This is a genomic window from Mesorhizobium sp. B3-1-6, assembly GCF_006439555.1.
Classification (GTDB): Bacteria; Pseudomonadota; Alphaproteobacteria; order Rhizobiales; family Rhizobiaceae; genus Mesorhizobium.
On the sequence record NZ_VFTM01000053.1, the window covers coordinates 1 to 16676 of the forward strand.

General features: G+C 64.2%; 16 protein-coding genes and 1 tRNA gene. 15 read left to right on the top strand and 2 right to left on the bottom strand.

The genetic code is table 11. The annotated features are described in order from the left end of the window. Positions 1–151 precede the first annotated feature (151 nt). From FJ414_RS29895 to FJ414_RS29925, 7 genes are all read left to right on the top strand, one after another. Positions 152–221: transfer RNA gene (locus tag FJ414_RS29895), tRNA-Met, on the top strand. 367 nt (positions 222–588) lie between these two features. Next, positions 589–1731 carry a slipin family protein gene (locus FJ414_RS29900; protein WP_140647946.1) on the top strand — a complete coding sequence of 381 codons (1143 nt, stop codon included), beginning with the start codon at positions 589–591 and terminating at the stop codon, positions 1729–1731. 235 nt (positions 1732–1966) lie between these two features. After that, positions 1967–2248: an acyl carrier protein gene (locus tag FJ414_RS29905; protein ID WP_027167184.1), complete on the top strand. Its 282-nt coding sequence runs from the start codon at positions 1967–1969 to the stop codon at positions 2246–2248. A 55-nt stretch (positions 2249–2303) separates the two neighbouring features. Further along, on the top strand, positions 2304–3491 hold the full coding sequence (locus FJ414_RS29910) for a beta-ketoacyl-ACP synthase (RefSeq protein WP_140647947.1): 1188 nt from the start codon (positions 2304–2306) through the stop codon (positions 3489–3491). A gap of 14 nt (positions 3492–3505) precedes the next feature. After that, the gene (locus tag FJ414_RS29915; protein WP_140647948.1) at positions 3506–4777 is read left to right on the top strand and encodes a beta-ketoacyl-ACP synthase; all 1272 of its coding nucleotides are present in this window, start codon (positions 3506–3508) and stop codon (positions 4775–4777) included. Positions 4778–4894: 117 nt separating this feature from the next. Next, positions 4895–5923 (top strand): zinc-binding dehydrogenase, encoded by a 1029-nt coding sequence (locus FJ414_RS29920; RefSeq protein WP_140647949.1) that lies wholly within the window; start codon positions 4895–4897, stop codon positions 5921–5923. Between the two features lie 6 nt (positions 5924–5929). Further along, positions 5930–6922 (top strand): lipid A biosynthesis lauroyl acyltransferase, encoded by a 993-nt coding sequence (locus FJ414_RS29925; protein WP_140647950.1) that lies wholly within the window; start codon positions 5930–5932, stop codon positions 6920–6922. Between the two features lie 22 nt (positions 6923–6944). Here FJ414_RS29925 and FJ414_RS29930 read toward each other — a convergent pair whose 3' ends face one another. Then, positions 6945–7376 carry a L,D-transpeptidase gene (locus FJ414_RS29930; RefSeq protein WP_140647951.1) on the bottom strand — a complete coding sequence of 144 codons (432 nt, stop codon included), beginning with the start codon at positions 7374–7376 and terminating at the stop codon, positions 6945–6947. Between the two features lie 279 nt (positions 7377–7655). Between FJ414_RS29930 and FJ414_RS29935 the strand changes: the two genes are divergently transcribed. From FJ414_RS29935 to FJ414_RS29955, 5 genes are all read left to right on the top strand, one after another. Continuing rightward, positions 7656–8933, top strand: a complete 1278-nt coding sequence (locus FJ414_RS29935; protein WP_140647952.1) for an acetylornithine deacetylase/succinyl-diaminopimelate desuccinylase family protein — start codon at positions 7656–7658, stop codon at positions 8931–8933. Between the two features lie 126 nt (positions 8934–9059). Then, complete coding sequence (locus tag FJ414_RS29940) at positions 9060–10541, top strand: ABC transporter substrate-binding protein (protein ID WP_140647953.1); 1482 nt, start codon at positions 9060–9062, stop codon at positions 10539–10541. 28 nt (positions 10542–10569) lie between these two features. Next, positions 10570–11517, top strand: a complete 948-nt coding sequence (locus FJ414_RS29945; RefSeq protein WP_140647954.1) for an ABC transporter permease — start codon at positions 10570–10572, stop codon at positions 11515–11517. Next, positions 11514–12383: an ABC transporter permease gene (locus tag FJ414_RS29950; RefSeq protein ID WP_140647955.1), complete on the top strand. Its 870-nt coding sequence runs from the start codon at positions 11514–11516 to the stop codon at positions 12381–12383. Before FJ414_RS29945 ends, FJ414_RS29950 begins: the two co-directional genes overlap by 4 nt. Then, positions 12380–14002, top strand: a complete 1623-nt coding sequence (locus FJ414_RS29955) for a dipeptide ABC transporter ATP-binding protein (RefSeq protein ID WP_140647956.1) — start codon at positions 12380–12382, stop codon at positions 14000–14002. Before FJ414_RS29950 ends, FJ414_RS29955 begins: the two co-directional genes overlap by 4 nt. A gap of 1 nt (position 14003) precedes the next feature. Here the strand turns inward: FJ414_RS29955 and FJ414_RS29960 are convergent, their stop codons facing one another. After that, complete coding sequence (locus FJ414_RS29960) at positions 14004–14435, bottom strand: TerB family tellurite resistance protein (protein WP_140647957.1); 432 nt, start codon at positions 14433–14435, stop codon at positions 14004–14006. Between the two features lie 227 nt (positions 14436–14662). On the opposite strand from FJ414_RS29960, the gene FJ414_RS29965 reads away from it, so the two are divergent. The 3 genes from FJ414_RS29965 to FJ414_RS29975 all read left to right on the top strand — a co-directional run bounded on the left by FJ414_RS29965 (position 14663) and on the right by FJ414_RS29975 (position 16634). Beyond that, the gene (locus FJ414_RS29965) at positions 14663–15448 is read left to right on the top strand and encodes a TSUP family transporter (protein WP_140647974.1); all 786 of its coding nucleotides are present in this window, start codon (positions 14663–14665) and stop codon (positions 15446–15448) included. Positions 15449–15500: 52 nt separating this feature from the next. After that, positions 15501–15671 (top strand): hypothetical protein, encoded by a 171-nt coding sequence (locus FJ414_RS29970; RefSeq protein WP_140647958.1) that lies wholly within the window; start codon positions 15501–15503, stop codon positions 15669–15671. Between the two features lie 129 nt (positions 15672–15800). Then, positions 15801–16634 carry an AraC family transcriptional regulator gene (locus FJ414_RS29975; RefSeq protein ID WP_140647959.1) on the top strand — a complete coding sequence of 278 codons (834 nt, stop codon included), beginning with the start codon at positions 15801–15803 and terminating at the stop codon, positions 16632–16634. Positions 16635–16676: the final 42 nt, after the last annotated feature.

Here is a 16676-nt window from a genome sequence, read left to right on the forward strand (position 1 = left end):
AGCACGGCCATCTTCTCGCCGTCCAGCAGCCGGGCGATGAACTTCAGCCGCTCTTCCATGACGTTACACTCCTTCCAGGGCACCTTGCTCTCCTCGCAAAGGGCCGAAAGTGTAACCCATCTATCCGGAATGAACTGTCACCCATCTCTCGGGAAAGGCACTCAGGTTGGGTAGAGCATCGGACTCATAATCTGACGGTCGAAGGTTCGAATCCTTCTCCATTGGCCTCGAAAGCCAGCACCCTCCACGGTGTTATTCGAAAACGGTCCGGGGACCGGAATGCGAGGACTTCACGGACGGCAGGGCTTCGGCCTTGCCGGGCGGCGATGTTCTGCGCCATCGGCTCGCGGCCAGGCCTGCGGTGACGATCAAGGCGCGGCGCGGCCGGCAAGGGAAGCTTCGGCTTCCGGCGCCCGCTTCGCCGCCCCGCGATCCGCTCCCGAAGGCCCGCCGCGGATCGATGCCACCGGTCCCTGGATCATTCGTGCCCAGGACATGAAGTACGACGACGTGAAACGAGAAAACGAAAGGATGATCGACGCATGACGTGACGCCTCGCATGGGGCCATGCCCGACAGGAGTAAGACAATGAAGACCATTCTCGAAAAGCTTCTTGGACGCCAGCGCGTCCTCGTGAAGGAAAATGAACGTGCCGTCGCCCTCTACAAGGGCGAGATCCAGGCGATCCTGATGCCGGGCGAACATTGGCTCGCCAACCGGCGCGGAAACCTGGAAATCTCCAGGCACGACCTGAAGAACCCGGAATTCGTTTCGGCATACGAGAAGGCGTTGTTCGACAAGCTCCCGGACGTGGCCGCGCGTCATTTCACCGTCGTTCGCACTGGGCGCACCGACGTTGCCGTGGTCGAACGCGACGGCGCGCTCCATGCCGTGCTGTCGACGGACCGCAAGCTCGTGCTGTGGACGGATGCCGGACCGTGGAAGGTGACGTCTGTCGATACGGCAGCCGATCTCGCCGTCGATCCGGACTTGATGCGCCGGATCGGCCAGGCCCGGAAGACGGAGCACATCTTCGTCAATCCGGTCGTGGACGGTCAGGTCGGGCTGCTCTTCGTGGACGGCGTCTTTGCCCGCACGCTTGAAGCGGGCGTGCACGCCTTCTGGAGTGTCGGCCGCATGGTCCAGGTGAAGGTCGTCGACATCAAGCGTCAGTCGCTCGATGTCGCCGGGCAGGAAATGCTGACCAGGGATCGCGTGACGATCCGCGTCAACATCGCCGCCGAATACCGGGTCGTCGATCCGGTCAAGGCGGTAAGCACGGTGAAGGACTTCTCGGAAGCCCTCTACCGCGCCCTGCAGTATGCCTTCCGCAAGACGCTTGGCGCGCTCACGCTCGACCAGATCCTCGACAAGAAGGTGACGGTCGACGAGGACGCGGCGGCCAAGGTGCGCGACGACATGGCCGCGATCGGCGTCGAGGTCAGCGATATCGCCCTCAAGGATGTGATCCTGCCGGGCGATATGCGCGAGATCCTCAACCAGGTGGTCGCGGCCGAGAAGCAGGCCGAGGCCAACGTCATCCGCCGCCGCGAGGAGACGAACGCCACGCGTTCGCTGCTCAACACGGCCAAGGTGATGGCCGAGAACCCGGTGATGCTGCGGCTGAAGGAGCTCGAGGCTCTCGAAACCATCGCCGGCAAGGTCGAGCGGCTCACCGTCCACAACGGGACGGGCGGGCTGCTCAACGACCTGGTTAAGCTCCGCGACTGACGCATGTCGCCCAAAAGTGGTTCCGGTTTTGGAACAACGACATGCATCGGAATAGAAAGCTGACGCCGCGTAAAATGGGAAGGGCCGCCGGATAGACCGGCGGCCCTTCTTGCGTTCCCAAAGCCGGCATCCCATCTGCCCCGGCGCATCAGGCCTTTTCCTGCCGGGAAAAACCGATTAGACAGCGCCCAAACAAGATGCGGACAGATTCCGCCCGCAACCGAAGGAAGAGCCCTTGTCCACCACGTTCGAGAAAGTCGCCAAGATCATTGCCGACACCAGCGAGATCGATATCGACACCATCACGCCCGAGAGCCACACCATCGACGATCTCGGCATCGACAGCCTCGATTTCCTCGACATCGTCTTTGCCATCGACAAGGAATTCGGCATCAAGGTGCCGCTCGAGAAGTGGACGCAGGAGGTCAATGACGGCAAGGCCTCGACCGACGACTACTTCGTCATGAAGAACCTGTGCGCCAAGATCGACGCGCTGGTCGCGGCCAAGGCCGCCTGAGCCGGCTCGGGCGCGGTCTTGACGCGCCCTGCCAGCTGACCCACAACAGCCGCCCATGAGTTCTCACGACGTCGTCATCACCGGCATCGGCCTTGTCTCTTCGCTTGGAGAGGGTCCGGATGCGCATTGGCAGAAGCTCACCCGACCGGGCCTTGAGCCGGTGCTCGAGGCAGAGCGCTTTGCGCCTTACACCATCCATCCCCTGCCCGAGATCGACTGGAACCTGCAGATCGCCAAGCGCGGCGACCAGCGCCAGATGGAAACCTGGCAGCGCCTTGGCACCTATGTCGCCGGCCTGGCGCTGGATGACGCCGGCATCAAGGGCGACGACGAGCTTTGCGCGACCATGGACATGGTGGTGGCGGCCGGTGGCGGCGAGCGCGACGAAGCCGTCGATGCCGCGATCCTCGCGGCCTCCGAGAGCCGCAACGACCGCGACGTGCTGCTCAACGAGAAGCTGACCACGGAACTGCGGCCGACCCTGTTCCTGGCCCAGCTCTCCAACCTGCTCGCCGGCAACATCTCGATCGTTCACAAGGTCACCGGCTCCTCCCGCACCTTCATGGGCGAGGAAGGCGCCGGCGTCTCGGCTGTCGAGACGGCGGCGGCGCGCATCCGCTCGGGGCAGTCGACGCATGTTCTGGTCGGCGGCGCCTTTCAGACCGAGCATTCCGACATGCTGCTCGGCTATGAGCTCGCCGGTTACCTGCATCGCGGCCCATGGAAGCCGGTCTGGCAACGCCAGGGCGCCGAAGGCGGCGGTGTGGTGACGGGCTCCGGCGGCGCCTTCCTGGTGCTGGAACAGCGCGAGCACGCAAAAAACCGCGGCCGCAAGATCTACGCCGAGCTTGGCCCCGTCATCTCCGGCCGCGCCAGGCGCCGGCGCGGTGAACTGAATGCCGAAATCGCCGCATTGCTGAAGCAGGCAGCCCTTCCCGACGGCGATCTGCTGACGATTTCCGCCGCCTCCGGCGCCCACGCCGCCACGGCGGCCGAAAAGGCGGTGCTCGACGCCAACCCGGCCTTGGCCATGCGTGCCTTCTCGACATTGACCGGCCACATGAAGGAGGCTCAATTCCCCTTTGCGGTTGCGCTCGCGGCAATGGCCGTCGACCGCAAGGCCGCCTACCCTGTCTTCGATGCCACAGTGGAACGGCAATTCGAGGGCGCGCCCAATAGCGTCCTTGCAACGGCGATCGGCTATCACCAATTCGAGGGCCTGGGGCTGATCAAGGCCGCCTAGAAAGAGACGCAAACATGGCCAATCTCCGAGACCATATGGGCAGGCCTATCGTCGCCGTGACCGGCATCGGCGTGGTGACCTCGCTCGGCGTCGGCAAGAAGGACAACTGGGCGGCGCTGACCTCGGGCAAATCCGGCATCCATCCGATCACCCGCTTTCCGGTCGATCAGCTCAACACCCGCATTTCCGGCATGGTCGACTTCCTGCCGTCGAGCTCCAAGGGCGCCAGCCATCTCACCTACGAGCTGGCCGAGACCGCGGCCCAGGAGGCCGTCTCGGAAGCTGGGTTGGAGTCCGGCGATTTCGGTGGCCCGCTGTTCCTGGCCTCGCCGCCGGTCGAGCTCGACTGGACCGACCGCTTCTCGCTCTATAATTCCGACAAGCAGGACGCTGGCGCCGAAAGGTTGCTGCGCGTGGCGCGCGGGTTGAAGGAATTGGATGTCTTCGAGACCACGCAGTTCGGCTCGATCGCCGATCGCCTGGCCGACCGCTTCGGCACGCGCGGCCTGCCGATCACGCTGTCGACCGCCTGCGCCTCGGGCGCCACCGCCATCCAGCTCGGGGTCGAGGCGATCCGGCGCGGCGAATGCGACAAGGCGCTGTCGATCGGCGCCGACGGCTCGGCAACCGCCGAAGCGCTGATCCGCTTCTCGCTGCTCTCGGCGCTTTCCACCCACAACGATATCCCCGAGAAGGCCTCAAAACCCTTCTCCAAGGACCGCGACGGCTTCGTGCTGGCGGAAGGCTCCGGCGCGCTCGTGCTGGAATCGCTGGAAGCCGCCCTTGCGCGCGGCGCGACGATCCTCGGCATCATGCGCGGCTGCGGCGAAAAGGCCGACGATTTCCACCGAACCCGCTCCAAGCCCGACGGCTCGCCGGCTATCGCCGCCGTGCGCGCCGCCCTGGCCGATGCGGGCCTCGGCGAAGACGAGATCGACTACGTCAACGCGCACGGCACCTCGACGCCTGAAAACGACAAGATGGAGCACCTGTCGCTGTCCACCGTCTTCGGCGAGCGCATCGGCTCGATGCCGATCTCGTCCAACAAGTCGATGATCGGCCACACGCTGTCGGCCGCCGGCGCGGTCGAGGCCGCCTTTTCGCTGCTGACCATGCGCGAAAGCGTCATCCCGCCGACGATCAACTACGACAATCCCGATCCGGCTATCGTGCTCGATGTCGTGCCGAACAAGAAGCGCAACGCCGAGGTCGGAACGGTTTTGTCGAATTCCTTCGGCTTCGGCGGCCAGAACACCTGCCTTGTCATGGCGCGGGAACCGGTCTAATCGGATTTTTTCCGCTGATGCATGTCGCGCAAAAGTGAAATCGGTTTTGCTACAACGACATGCATAAACAAAGAAACTAAAGCGCATCGCGCTTTAGAGCAGAACCTGACAGGCCACATGCGCGCATTGCAACTTATCGAGGACCGCCGCCTTGAAACGGTGGACCTGCCGCCTCCCCCGCCGCCTTCGCTGGGCGAAGTGACGCTCCGCATCAAGGCGGTGGCGCTCAACCATATCGACGTCTGGGGCTGGCGCGGCATGGCGTTTGCCAAGCGCAAGCTGCCGCTGGTCGTCGGCGCCGAGGCCGCCGGCGAGGTCGAGGCGGTCGGACCGGGCGTCTCCAACCTTCTGCCGGGACAGTTGGTGTCGATCTACGGCGCGCGCACCTGCGGGCTCTGCCGTGCCTGCCGCGAAGGCCGTGACAATCTCTGCGAGCATGTTTCCGGCGTCCATGGCTTCCATCTCGACGGCTTTGCCCAGGAGAAGATCAACCTGCCGGCGCGCCTTCTGGTGCCCGCGCCTCCCGGCGTCACCGAAATCGGCGCGGCGGTCGCGCCGGTCACCTTCGGCACGGTCGAGCACATGCTGTTCGACAACGCGAAGCTGGAACCGGGCGAAACCATTCTCGTCCATGCCGGCGGCTCCGGCATCGGCTCCGCTGCCATCCAACTCGCCAAGAAGATGGGTTGCACGGTGATCACCACGGTCGGCTCGAACGACAAGATCGACAAGGCCAAGGGGCTTGGCGCCGACCATGTCATCAACTACCGCGAGGATCGTTTCGAAGGCGTGGTGCGCAAGCTGACAAGGAAGAAGGGCGTCGATGTCGTGTTCGAGCATGTCGGCGCCGACACCTTCGCCGGCTCCATGCTGTCCTTGAAGCGCGGCGGCCGTCTCGTCACCTGCGGTTCGACCTCGGGCGTGTCAACGCAGGTCAACCTGATGCAGCTCTTCCAGCAGCAGCTGAAACTGCTCGGCTCCTTCGGCTGCCGCATGGAGAACATGGCCAACGCCATGCAGAAGATGGCGGCGGGGCTCGTTGCCCCGGTCATCGATACCGAAGTCGGCTTCGACGACATCGACGCCGCGCTGAAGCGCATGGAAGGCCGCGACGTCTTCGGCAAGATCATCCTCCGCGTTTCGTAGGACAAGATGGTCGGCAAGGTGCTCAGGAAAGCCCGCCGGGACTTCATGTTCCGCTACGGCCGGCGACTGCGCCAGCTGGAGCATTGGCTGGTCGCGAAGCTCGCTATCGTTCTGCTCTCGCTGCTGCGCCTTCTGCCGCCGGACAGCGCGCTCAATTTCGCCGACCGCATCGCCCGCCGCATCGGTCCGATGGTCGGGCGCCATCGCGTTGCGGTCAACAATCTGCGCCTTGCCTATCCGCAAAAGAGCGACGCTGAGATCGAAGCCATCGCGCGCGACATGTGGGGCAACATGGCCCGCCTCGCGGCCGAGTACATCTTCCTCGACGCGCTGTTCGACTTCGATCCGAACGCTTCGAAGCCGGGCCGGGTCGAGGTGCGCGGCGTCGAGCATTTCCTCGAGATCGCCGATGAGAAGACGCCGCATATCCTGTTCACCGGCCATCTCGGCAATTTCGAGTTGCTGCCGGTGGCCGCCGCCACGTTCGGCATGAACATCACGGCGCTGTTTCGCCCGCCGAACAACCCCTATCTCGCCGACTACATCCACTCGACGCGCCGCTCCTCGATGGGCGCCCTGCTGCCCTCCGCCGCCGGCGCGTCGTTCGCCCTTGCCGCCATCCTGGAGAAGGGCGGCAATATCGGCGTGCTGGTCGATCAGAAATTCTCGGGCGGCGTGGACACGACTTTCTTCGGCCGCCCGTGCCAGAGCAACCCGATGCTCGGCATGCTGGCCCGTCACTATGACTGCGATGTCTACCCCGCCCGCTGCGTCAGGCTGCCGGGCAACCGCTTCCGTCTGGAAATAGAGGACAGGCTGACCTTGCCGCGCAGCGAAAGCGGCAGTGTCGATGTCGCTGCCACCACCCAGCTGCTCACCGATGTGGTCGAGCGCTGGGTGCGTGAGGATCCTGGGCAGTGGATGTGGTTCCACAAGCGCTGGGAAATCAGCGGGCGTCGCCGCAAGCGCGGACAGGCGAGGGCGACAGCCGGCCAGTAACCGGTCGCTCCGCCGTCCCGGATCAGTTGGCGACGACGATCCGCGTGTTGCCGAAGCCGACTTCCTTGACCATCGCATAGAAGGTCGCGGCGTTGGCCGGATGCAGGCGCACGCAGCCATGCGAGGCCGGGCGCCCGAGATTTCTTACCGACCCCGTGCCGTGAATGGCGTAGCCGCCGTGGAAGAACACCGAATAGGGCATTGGCGAGTTGTCATACTTGCGCGAATACCACATCCGGGCGGTCCATTGCGGCCGATAGCTGCCGCGCGGCGTGAAGTAGCCCTTGCGCGCGGTCGACACGCTCCAGCGATAGACCACCTGGCCATATTTGCTGACGGTCATGGTCTGCGACGAGACGTCGATATTGGCGACCAGCGTGGCCGCCCGGCTTGCGACGGACATGCCGAACAACGCGGTTGCCAGCACGGTTGCCATGAGAACGAACTTTTTCATGCGATCAAACCCCTTTGATTGCCCCTGCCATTCGCGCGGTTTTTCCATCTTTTTGCCGGCAGATGCGTTAAGTACCACACACTCCTTGACGATTCCGCCAATCCAATGCGACGAATTTGAACGATTTTCGCGGTATAGTTGCCGCGTCGCCACGCACCCTCTGAAGTTTAGGCGAGGCGTTGGTCCATGCTTCGGTCGTTTGTGTGGCAATGAGCGACTGGTTGCTTGCAAAAGTGCTGCGTTCCTTCTTCAATCCGCCGCATGAATGAACGACTTCGCATGAATGAGCGACTTCTCGGGGCGGTCGAGGACCGGGTCGACGACCTCGTTGCGCTGACCGTGGACCTGATCCGCTTTCCGACCGTCAACCCGCCAGGCGAGGCCTACGGGCCATGCGCCGAGTTTCTTGGCGCGCGTCTCAGGAAACGCGGCTTCGAAACCGAGTTCATCCGTGCCGAAGGCGCGCCAGGCGACAGCGACCGCTACCCGCGGATCAATGTCGTCGCCCGTTTCGAGGGCCGCTCGCCCGGTCCCTGCGTGCATTTCAACTCGCATATCGACGTGGTCGAGGCCGGCGACGGCTGGACCGTCGATCCCTTTGCCGGCGTGGTGAAGGACGGCAGGGTCTATGGCCGCGGCGCCTGCGACATGAAAGGCGGCCTGGCCGCCTCCGTCATCGCTGTCGAGGCCTTCATGGAGGTCTATCCAGATTTTCCGGGCGCCATCGAGATATCGGGCACGGCGGACGAGGAATCCGGCGGTTTCGGCGGCGTCGCCCATCTGGCGCGGCTCGGCTATTTCTCGAAGCCGAAAGTCGACCACGTCATCATCCCCGAGCCGCTGAACAAGGACCGCATCTGCCTTGGCCATCGCGGCGTCTGGTGGGCCGAGATCGAGACCAAGGGCGAGATCGCGCACGGCTCTATGCCGTTCCTCGGCGACAATGCGGTGCGCCATATGGGCGCCGTCCTGCAGGCCTTCGAGGAGGAATTATTCCCGGCGCTCGACCGCAAGATGACGCGCATGCCGGTGGTGCCGGAGGGCGCCCGGCGCTCGACCATGAACATCAATTCCATCCATGGCGGCCAGACCGAGGATTTCCGGCCGGGGCTTCCCTCGCCCAACGTGCCTGATTCCTGCCGGCTCACCATCGACCGGCGTTTCCTGCTCGAAGAGGACATCGCCGCCGTCAAAGGCGAAGTCACGGGCATCCTCGAGCGGCTGAAGCGCGAGCGCAAGAAATTCGACTACGAGATCCGCGACCTGATGGAGGTTCTGCCGCTGATGACCGAGCGCGACGCGCCGGTGGTGCAGGCTGTCGCGAAAGGCATCATGGCGGTGTTCGAGCGCGAGCCCGACTATGTGATCTCGCCCGGCACCTACGACCAGAAGCATGTCGCGCGCATCGGCCACCTCTATGACTGCATCGCCTATGGCCCGGGCATTCTCGACCTTGCGCATAGGCCGGACGAATGGGTGGGCATCGCCGACATGGTGGAATCGGCCAAGGTGATGGCGATCGGTCTCAATGTGCTTTTGAGAGGAACGACGGACTGATCGGACGACAGTGGGAAAAACATTCCGCCGGGCGAGGCAAGGCAGCATGAAACGCGATTTACTCGCGCGCGAAATCACGCTTCTATCCGCCAGCTTGAGCACGTTTGAGCAAATGGGAGTTCAGTGATGAAACTGTGGAAGACCATCTTGGCCGCGGCTGCGCTGTCGCTTGCCGCCGCCACGTCGGCCTTTGCCGCGCGCCCCGATCTCACGCTCGGGATCGTGCTCGAGCCGCCGCATCTCGATCCGACCGCCGGCGCGGCCGCTGCCATCGGCGAAGTCACCTATGCCAATGTCTTCGAAGGGCTGGCGCGCATCGACGACAACGGCCAGGTCGAGCCCGCTCTCGCCGAGAGCTGGGCCGTCTCCGACGACGGCAAGGTCTACACGTTCAAGCTGCATTCCGGCGTGAAGTTCCACGATGGCTCGGCCTTCAGCGCCGACGACGTGAAATTCTCGCTGGACCGAGCGCGCGCCAAGGATTCGCTCAATCCGCAAAAGCAGCTCTTTGCGCACATCACCGATGTCACGGCGGTCGATCCGTCGACCGTCAAGGTCACTCTCGACGGGCCGCAGGGCAGTTTCCTCTACGACATGGGCCAGGTTGCGGCGGTGATCGTGGCGAAGGGGTCGGCCGACGGCAATAAGGACAAGCCGATCGGCACCGGTCCATTCAAGCTCGATCACTGGGCCAAAGGCTCCGAGATCACGCTCGTCAAGAACTCGGACTACTGGGGTACGCCCGCCGCGCTCGACAAGGCGACATTCCGTATCGTGCCCGACGCCGCCGCGGCTGTCCCCGCATTGCTCTCGGGCGACATCCAGGCTTTCGCCAACATGCCCGCGCAAGACGCGCTTGCACAGCTCCAGTCCGATCCGCGCTTCAGCGTCGTGATCGGCTCGACCGAGGGCGAGACAATCCTGTCGATCAACAACAAGAAGCCACCTTTCGACAAGCTTGCGGTGCGGCAGGCGCTCGCCTCGGCGATCGATCGCAGTGCCATCATCGACGCAGCCTCGAACGGTCTTGGAAAGCCGATCGGCTCTCATTTTTCGCCAGGCGATGCGGGCTATGTCGATCTCACCGGCGTCTACCCGCACGACATCGCCAAGGCCAAGGAGTATCTGAAGGAAGCGGGGTTGGAGAACGGCTTTTCGGCCACGATCAAGCTGCCGCCCGTACCTTACGCACGCGATGGCGGCCAGGTGATTCAGTCCCAACTGAAGGAGATCGGGGTCAATCTGCAGATCATTCCGGTCGAATGGGCGGAGTGGCTGAGCCAGGTCTTCACCAACAAGGACTACGACCTGACGATCGTTTCCCATGTCGAGCCAAACGACATCGATATCTATTCGCGGCCCGGCTACTATTTCCAGTATGACAATCCGAAGTTCAACGATGTCATCAAGGAGCTCGGCACCACGGTCGACAAGGACAAGAGGCTGGAGCTGCTGGGTGAGGCACAGAGGATTCTCGCGCACGATGTGCCCGCCGTCTACCTGTTCGAGCTGCCCAAGATTGGCGTCTGGGACGCCAAGCTGCAGGGCATGTGGACGAACTGGCCGATCGAGGCTGACGATCTCACCAAGGTGAAGTGGACGGATTGAGGCCGGCGCGATCGCCCGATCGCCTCCCATGACCGCATACCTCGTAAAGCGCCTGATCATCGCGGCCCTCACACTGGTGCTGGCCTCGATGGTGGTGTTCGCGGTCATGGAGATCCTGCCCGGCGACCCGGCGCGCCTGATGCTGGGCCTCAATGCCAGCGCCGACCAAGTCGAGGTGCTGCGCAACCAGATGGGGCTGAACGCGCCGCTGGTCCTGCGCTACCTGCACTGGGCGGCGGGCTTGCTCAGCCTCGATTTCGGCCGCTCCTACACTTATTCGGTGCCTGTCATCGACCTCGTGCGTGAGCGCGTCGCCGTCTCCCTGCCGCTGGCGCTGATCGCGCTGGCGCTCTCGACCATCATCGCCATTCCGGTCGGCGTGTTCTCGGCCAGCCGGCAGGGCCGGGCCGGCGACACGCTGGCCATGGGCGCCGCCCAGCTCGGTGTCGCCGTGCCCAATTTCTGGTTCGCTCTGATGCTGATCTATCTGTTTGCCGTCTGGCTGCACCTGGTTCCCGCCGGCGGCTTTCCGGGCTGGGGCGCCGGTATCTGGACGGCGCTGAAGTCTCTGGTCTTGCCGGCCGTGGCCCTGGCGCTGCCGCAGGCGGCGATCCTGGGGCGCGTCGCCCGTTCGGCGCTGATCGAGGTGCTCAACGAAGACTATATCCGCACCGCGCGCGCCAAGGGCCTGCCCTATCGCGCCGTGCTATGGCGCCATGCGCTGCGCAACGCCATGATCCCGGTGCTGACAATCCTCGGCCTGCAATTCGCCTTCCTGCTGGCCGGCACCATCATCATCGAGAATGTCTTTTACCTGCCCGGCCTCGGCCGGCTGATCTTCCAGGCCATCACCCAGCGCGACCTGATCGTCGTCGAGAGCATCGTCATGCTGCTGGTCGCCGCCGTGATCCTGATCAACCTCGTTGTCGATTTCTCCTACGCCATCGTCGACCCGCGCCTCAGAGGCCGGCAATGACCATGCGCGTCGACCTGCCCGAGGAAACCCTTGCCGGCGTGCTGGCCAAGGCTTTTGGCAACCGCTCATTCCTGATCGGGCTTGTCATCACGCTGCTGATCGTGGCCGTCGCGCTCCTCTCCTTCGTCTGGACACCTTACGACGTCACAAAACTGGTGATCGCCGACAAGACGCAGGCACCCTCCTGGGCGCACTGGTTCGGCACCGACCATTTCGGCCGCGACATCCTGTCGATGATCATGGTCGGCGCCCGCAATTCGATCGCCGTCGCGCTGGTCGCGGTTGGCATCGGCATGGGCATCGGTGTGCCGCTTGGCGCCTTCGCGGCGGCGCGCGGCGGGATGGCCGACGAGGCGCTGATGCGCGTCAACGATCTCGTCTTCGCCTTTCCGGCCTTGCTCTCGGCAATCATGATCACCGCGATCTTCGGCCCGGGCGCCGTCAACGCCATCATCGCAATCGGCATCTTCAACATCCCGGTCTTCGCCCGCGTGGCGCGGGCCGGAGCCTTAGCCATCTGGCCGCGCGAGTTCATCCTTGCCGCGCGCGCCGCCGGCAAGGGCATGACGCGCATCAGCATCGAGCACATCCTGCCCAACATCGCGACGCTGCTGCTGGTCCAGGGCACGATCCAGTTCGCGCTCGGCATTCTCGCCGAAGCCGGGCTTTCCTATGTCGGCCTCGGCGCCCAGCCGCCGATGCCGAGCTGGGGCCGCATGCTGTTCGACGCCCAGACGCGCATGGTGACCGCACCCTGGATGGCGATCTTCCCCGGCATGGCGATCGTCATCACCGTGCTTGGGCTGAACCTGCTCGGCGACGGCATTGCCGACATCCTCGATCCGAAATCGCGGCGGCGCCGATGAGCCTGCTCGAGATCGAAAATCTGTCGCTTTCGATCGGTGATACGCCGATCCTGAAAGGCGTCGAGCTGACAATCGCGCCCGGCGAGGTGGTCGGCCTGGTCGGCGAATCCGGCTCCGGCAAGTCGATGACGGCGCTGGCGATCATGCGGCTTTTGCCGAATCTGGCGCGGGCTAAAGGCCGCGTCGCCTTCGACGGCATCGATATCCTTGCCGCGAGCGAAGATCAGATGTGCGCCCTGCGCGGTGATGACATCGGCATGGTGTTCCAGGAACCGATGACGGCGCTGAACCCGGTCAAGACCATCGGCGAGCAGGTCGCCGAAGGCATCCGCTGGCACACCAGGGCGGGCCGCGCCGAGGCCGAGGACCGCGCGCGAAAGATCCTCGACCGCGTCGGGCTGCCGGAGGCCAAATTCCCGCTGTCGCGCTACCCGCACGAACTGTCCGGCGGCCAGCGCCAGCGCGTCGTCATCGCCATCGCCTGCGCGCTTAAACCGAAATTGCTGATCGCCGACGAGCCGACAACGGCGCTCGACGTGGTGCTGCAGGCCCAGATCCTCGACCTTTTGCGCAATCTGGTCAGCGAAAACCGCATGGGGCTCCTGCTCATCTCGCACGACCTCGCGGTTGTGACCGAGATGGCCGATCGGCTGACCATCCTGCGTCACGGCGAGGTGACGGAGGCCGGCGACACCGCACGCACGCTGTCGGAGCAACAGCATCCCTACACGCGCGAGCTGGCGTTGGCCTCCATGCATGTGCCGGCGCGCCCGAAACCGCACCTTGCCGGCTCGGCAAAACCCTTGCTTGAAGTCGAAAACGTCGGCCGGGACTATCCGGGACGGCGCATATCCCTGTTTCGGCCGGCGCAATCGATCCGCGCCGTCGACGATGTCTCGCTCACCATCGAACCCGCCCAATCGGTAGCGCTGGTCGGCCGCTCGGGCTGCGGCAAGTCCACGCTTGCCCGCATGATCCTCGCCTTGGACAAGCCGACGGCGGGCACGATCCGCTTTCGCGGCGAGGCCATCACCGGCAGGCCGGAATCGGCGCTGAGGCCGGCCCGGCGCGACATGCAGGTCGTGTTCCAGGATCCTTACGGCTCCTTCGACCCGCGCCAGAAGGTGGAGAAGCTGGTGGCCGAGCCGCTGCATCTTCTGGAAAAGCCGCCGGCAAAGGCTGAGAGCCGCGAGATGGTCGCGCATGCGCTCGATGAAGTTGGCCTTGGGCCGCGCGACATGGACAAATACCCCCATGAGTTCTCCGGCGGCCAGCGCCAGCGCCTGTCGATCGCCCGCGCCATCATCACCCGGCCGAAGCTGGTGGTCGCCGACGAGCCGGTTTCGGCGCTGGACGTCTCGATCCGCGCCCAGATCCTCGACCTTTTCGCCGAGCTCAACCAGAAGCTCGGCATCGCCTATCTCTTCATCACGCACGACCTGACGGTCGCCCGCGCCATGGCGGACGAGGTGCTGGTCATGCATGAAGGCAAGATCGTCGAGCGCGGCCGGGCGGCCGATGTGCTCGACCATCCGCGCTCGGAAGCGGCGCAGGCGCTGGTCGCGGCGGCGCCCGACCTTCACCGCGCTATCGCGCGCAAAATGCAGGAACAGGGGTAGTTCAGTTCTCCGGCTTCACCAGATCGACGGGGCTGATTTCGAGCAGGTCGAGCGTGCGGCGCAGAAGTTTCACCTCGCTCTCCGCCAGCCTGGCATCGGCCTTGGCGATCTCGGCCATGTGGCGCGCAAGCAGCTTTCGCCGCTCGACATCGAGGTCGCGGAACAGCGCGATCGCCTGCGAGCCGTTGGTCTCGTAGCCATAATCGTTGAGATATTTGATGACGCTGTCGATGCTGGCCTCCGGAATGCCGAAGGCTTCCTTGCAGATATGCCGGAAGACGACCATCTCGCTCTCCGAGACCGAGCCGTCAGCCAGGATCATGCGGAACAGCATCAAGAGTTCCGCCGACAGCACCGGGTCGTCCGCCACCTTGCGCACACCCGGGTCACCGTCGAAGATCGAACGTATCTGGTCGAGCAGCGCCATCGCCACCAAGCTCCCTTTGCGATTCCGATTGGATTGTTAGAGCAATTCCAGGAAAAGTGTGAGCGTTTAGGCTCGGCGACTTCGCCGTAGCCTTCCGTCCGGAATTGCGCCAAAGCGAAGGACGGGCGGTTCGGCGTGGAACGGCGAACCGCTCTGACATGGAATTGGTCTTGCGCAAACTGACTGAGCGTGATGGAAGCTGCGGCTTCCTTCCTTCCAATCACCCCTCCCCGATGATCGACCTTACCCTGCAGACCGTCCTTATTCTCGTCGCCGCCGCTTTTGCGGCGGGTTTTGTCGACTCGATCGCCGGCGGCGGCGGGCTGATCACGATCCCGGCGCTGCTGCTCGCCGGTTTTTCGCCGGTCGCAGCACTCGGCACGAACAAATTGCAGGGCATGTTCGGCTCCGGCTCGGCCACCATCCATTATGCCGCCAACGGTCAGGTCGACCTGCGCCGCCAGCTGCCGTCGGCGCTGCTGGCGCTTGTCGGCGGCGCGGTCGGCGCCCTGTTGGCGACGGTCGTGCCCGGCGATTTCCTGCGCGCCCTGCTGCCGCTGCTCCTGATCGCCATCGCCCTCTATTTCGCGCTGAAGCCGAACATGGACGACGTCGACCGCGCCGAGCGGCTGTCGCCTTTCCTGTTCGGACTGATCATCCCGCCGCTGATCGGCTTCTATGACGGCGTCTTCGGTCCCGGCGCCGGCTCCTTCTACATGCTCGCCTTCGTCACCCTTGCCGGCTACGGCGTGCTTAAGGCGACGGCGCATACCAAGCTGCTCAACTTCGCTTCCAACATCGGCGGTTTCGTCGTCTTTGCCGCCGTCGGCGTCATCGACTGGAAGATCGGCTTGATGATGGGCGTGGCGCAGTTCATCGGCGCCCGTGTCGGCGCGAGCCTTGCCATCCGCATCGGCGCCAAGCTGATCAAGCCGTTGCTGGTGGTCGTCTGCCTGGCGCTCGCTGTGAAGCTGCTGGCCGATCCGGCCAATCCCTTACGCCAGCTCATTGGTATGTGAGGCGCATGCTGGTAGAATTCGGGTGTTGCGAATCAGGTTGGAGGGACCAGACATGAATCTCAGTGCGCCCACCCAGATCGTGTTCATTATTTCGTTGGTTATCGCCATCATCGGCCTTCTCGCCGCGCTTGGCCTTCTTGCATTCATTCCGCTTGCGTCCGTTTGGATCATGCTCATCGCCTATATCGTGCTTGCCGCCGGCTGTTTGATGCGCGGCACCTAAAGCAATTCCAGGAAAAGTTTTCCGTCCGGAATTGCATTAACCGTTAATAGCCAATCTCAGGCAACTCGGAGCGCCCGGCCCTGCCGGGCGCTTTTGATTCTGGCGAGCATATTCTGATAGGCTCTCGGCATGTCCGACGAGACAGAGCGCCTTCGACAGGATAACCGCTCTCCCACCATCCATTTCGAGATGGTGCGGCGCAAGCCCTCCGCCTCGCTGGCCGGCATTGTCACGGATATCTGCGGCTATCGCGAGACATTGCCCGGCCATTTCCACATCGTCGAATATGCCTCGCTGACCGTGCCGCTGGTGATCAGCTTCGCCGAAGCCTTCGCCATCGGCCTCGGTCACAGCCCGGGCGACAACGATCACTACGCCAGTTTCGCCGCCGGTCTCTATGCTGGGCCGGTCATGATCGAATCCTTCGGCGGCTCCTGCTGCGTCCAGGTCAATTTCACGCCGCTTGGCGCCAGGCGGTTCTTCGGCCTGCCGATGAGCGAGTTGCGCGATCGCATGGTCGGGTTGGACGACGCGCTGGGCTTTGACGGCATGGCATTGCGCGAACGGCTTGGCGAGGCATCGGATTGGAACGCGCGCTTCGACATTGCCGAGGGCTTCATCGCCGGCCGCCTTGCGGAGGCGAATGCGCTTTCGCCCGAAATCGCCTGGGCGTACAGAACAGTCATCATGTCGGGCGGCCGCACCCGTGTTTCGGCGCTCGCCGGCGAGATCGGCTGGAGCCGCAAGCATCTGGCGGCGAGATTCACCGACGCGATCGGCATCGGCCCGAAGACATTGTCGCGCATCGTGCGCTTCAACCGCGCGCTCTTGCTGTCCAGGCGGCAGGAAGACGACTGGGCCGGCATCGCCGCCGATTGCGGCTACGCCGACCAGGCGCATCTGGTGCGCGAGTTCCGTCAGTTGGCCGGAGAAACGCCGACAGGGCTCGCGGCGTCGATGTAGGCCTGACCGAGGTAACATTTCTTCAAGACGCGGAAACCGCTT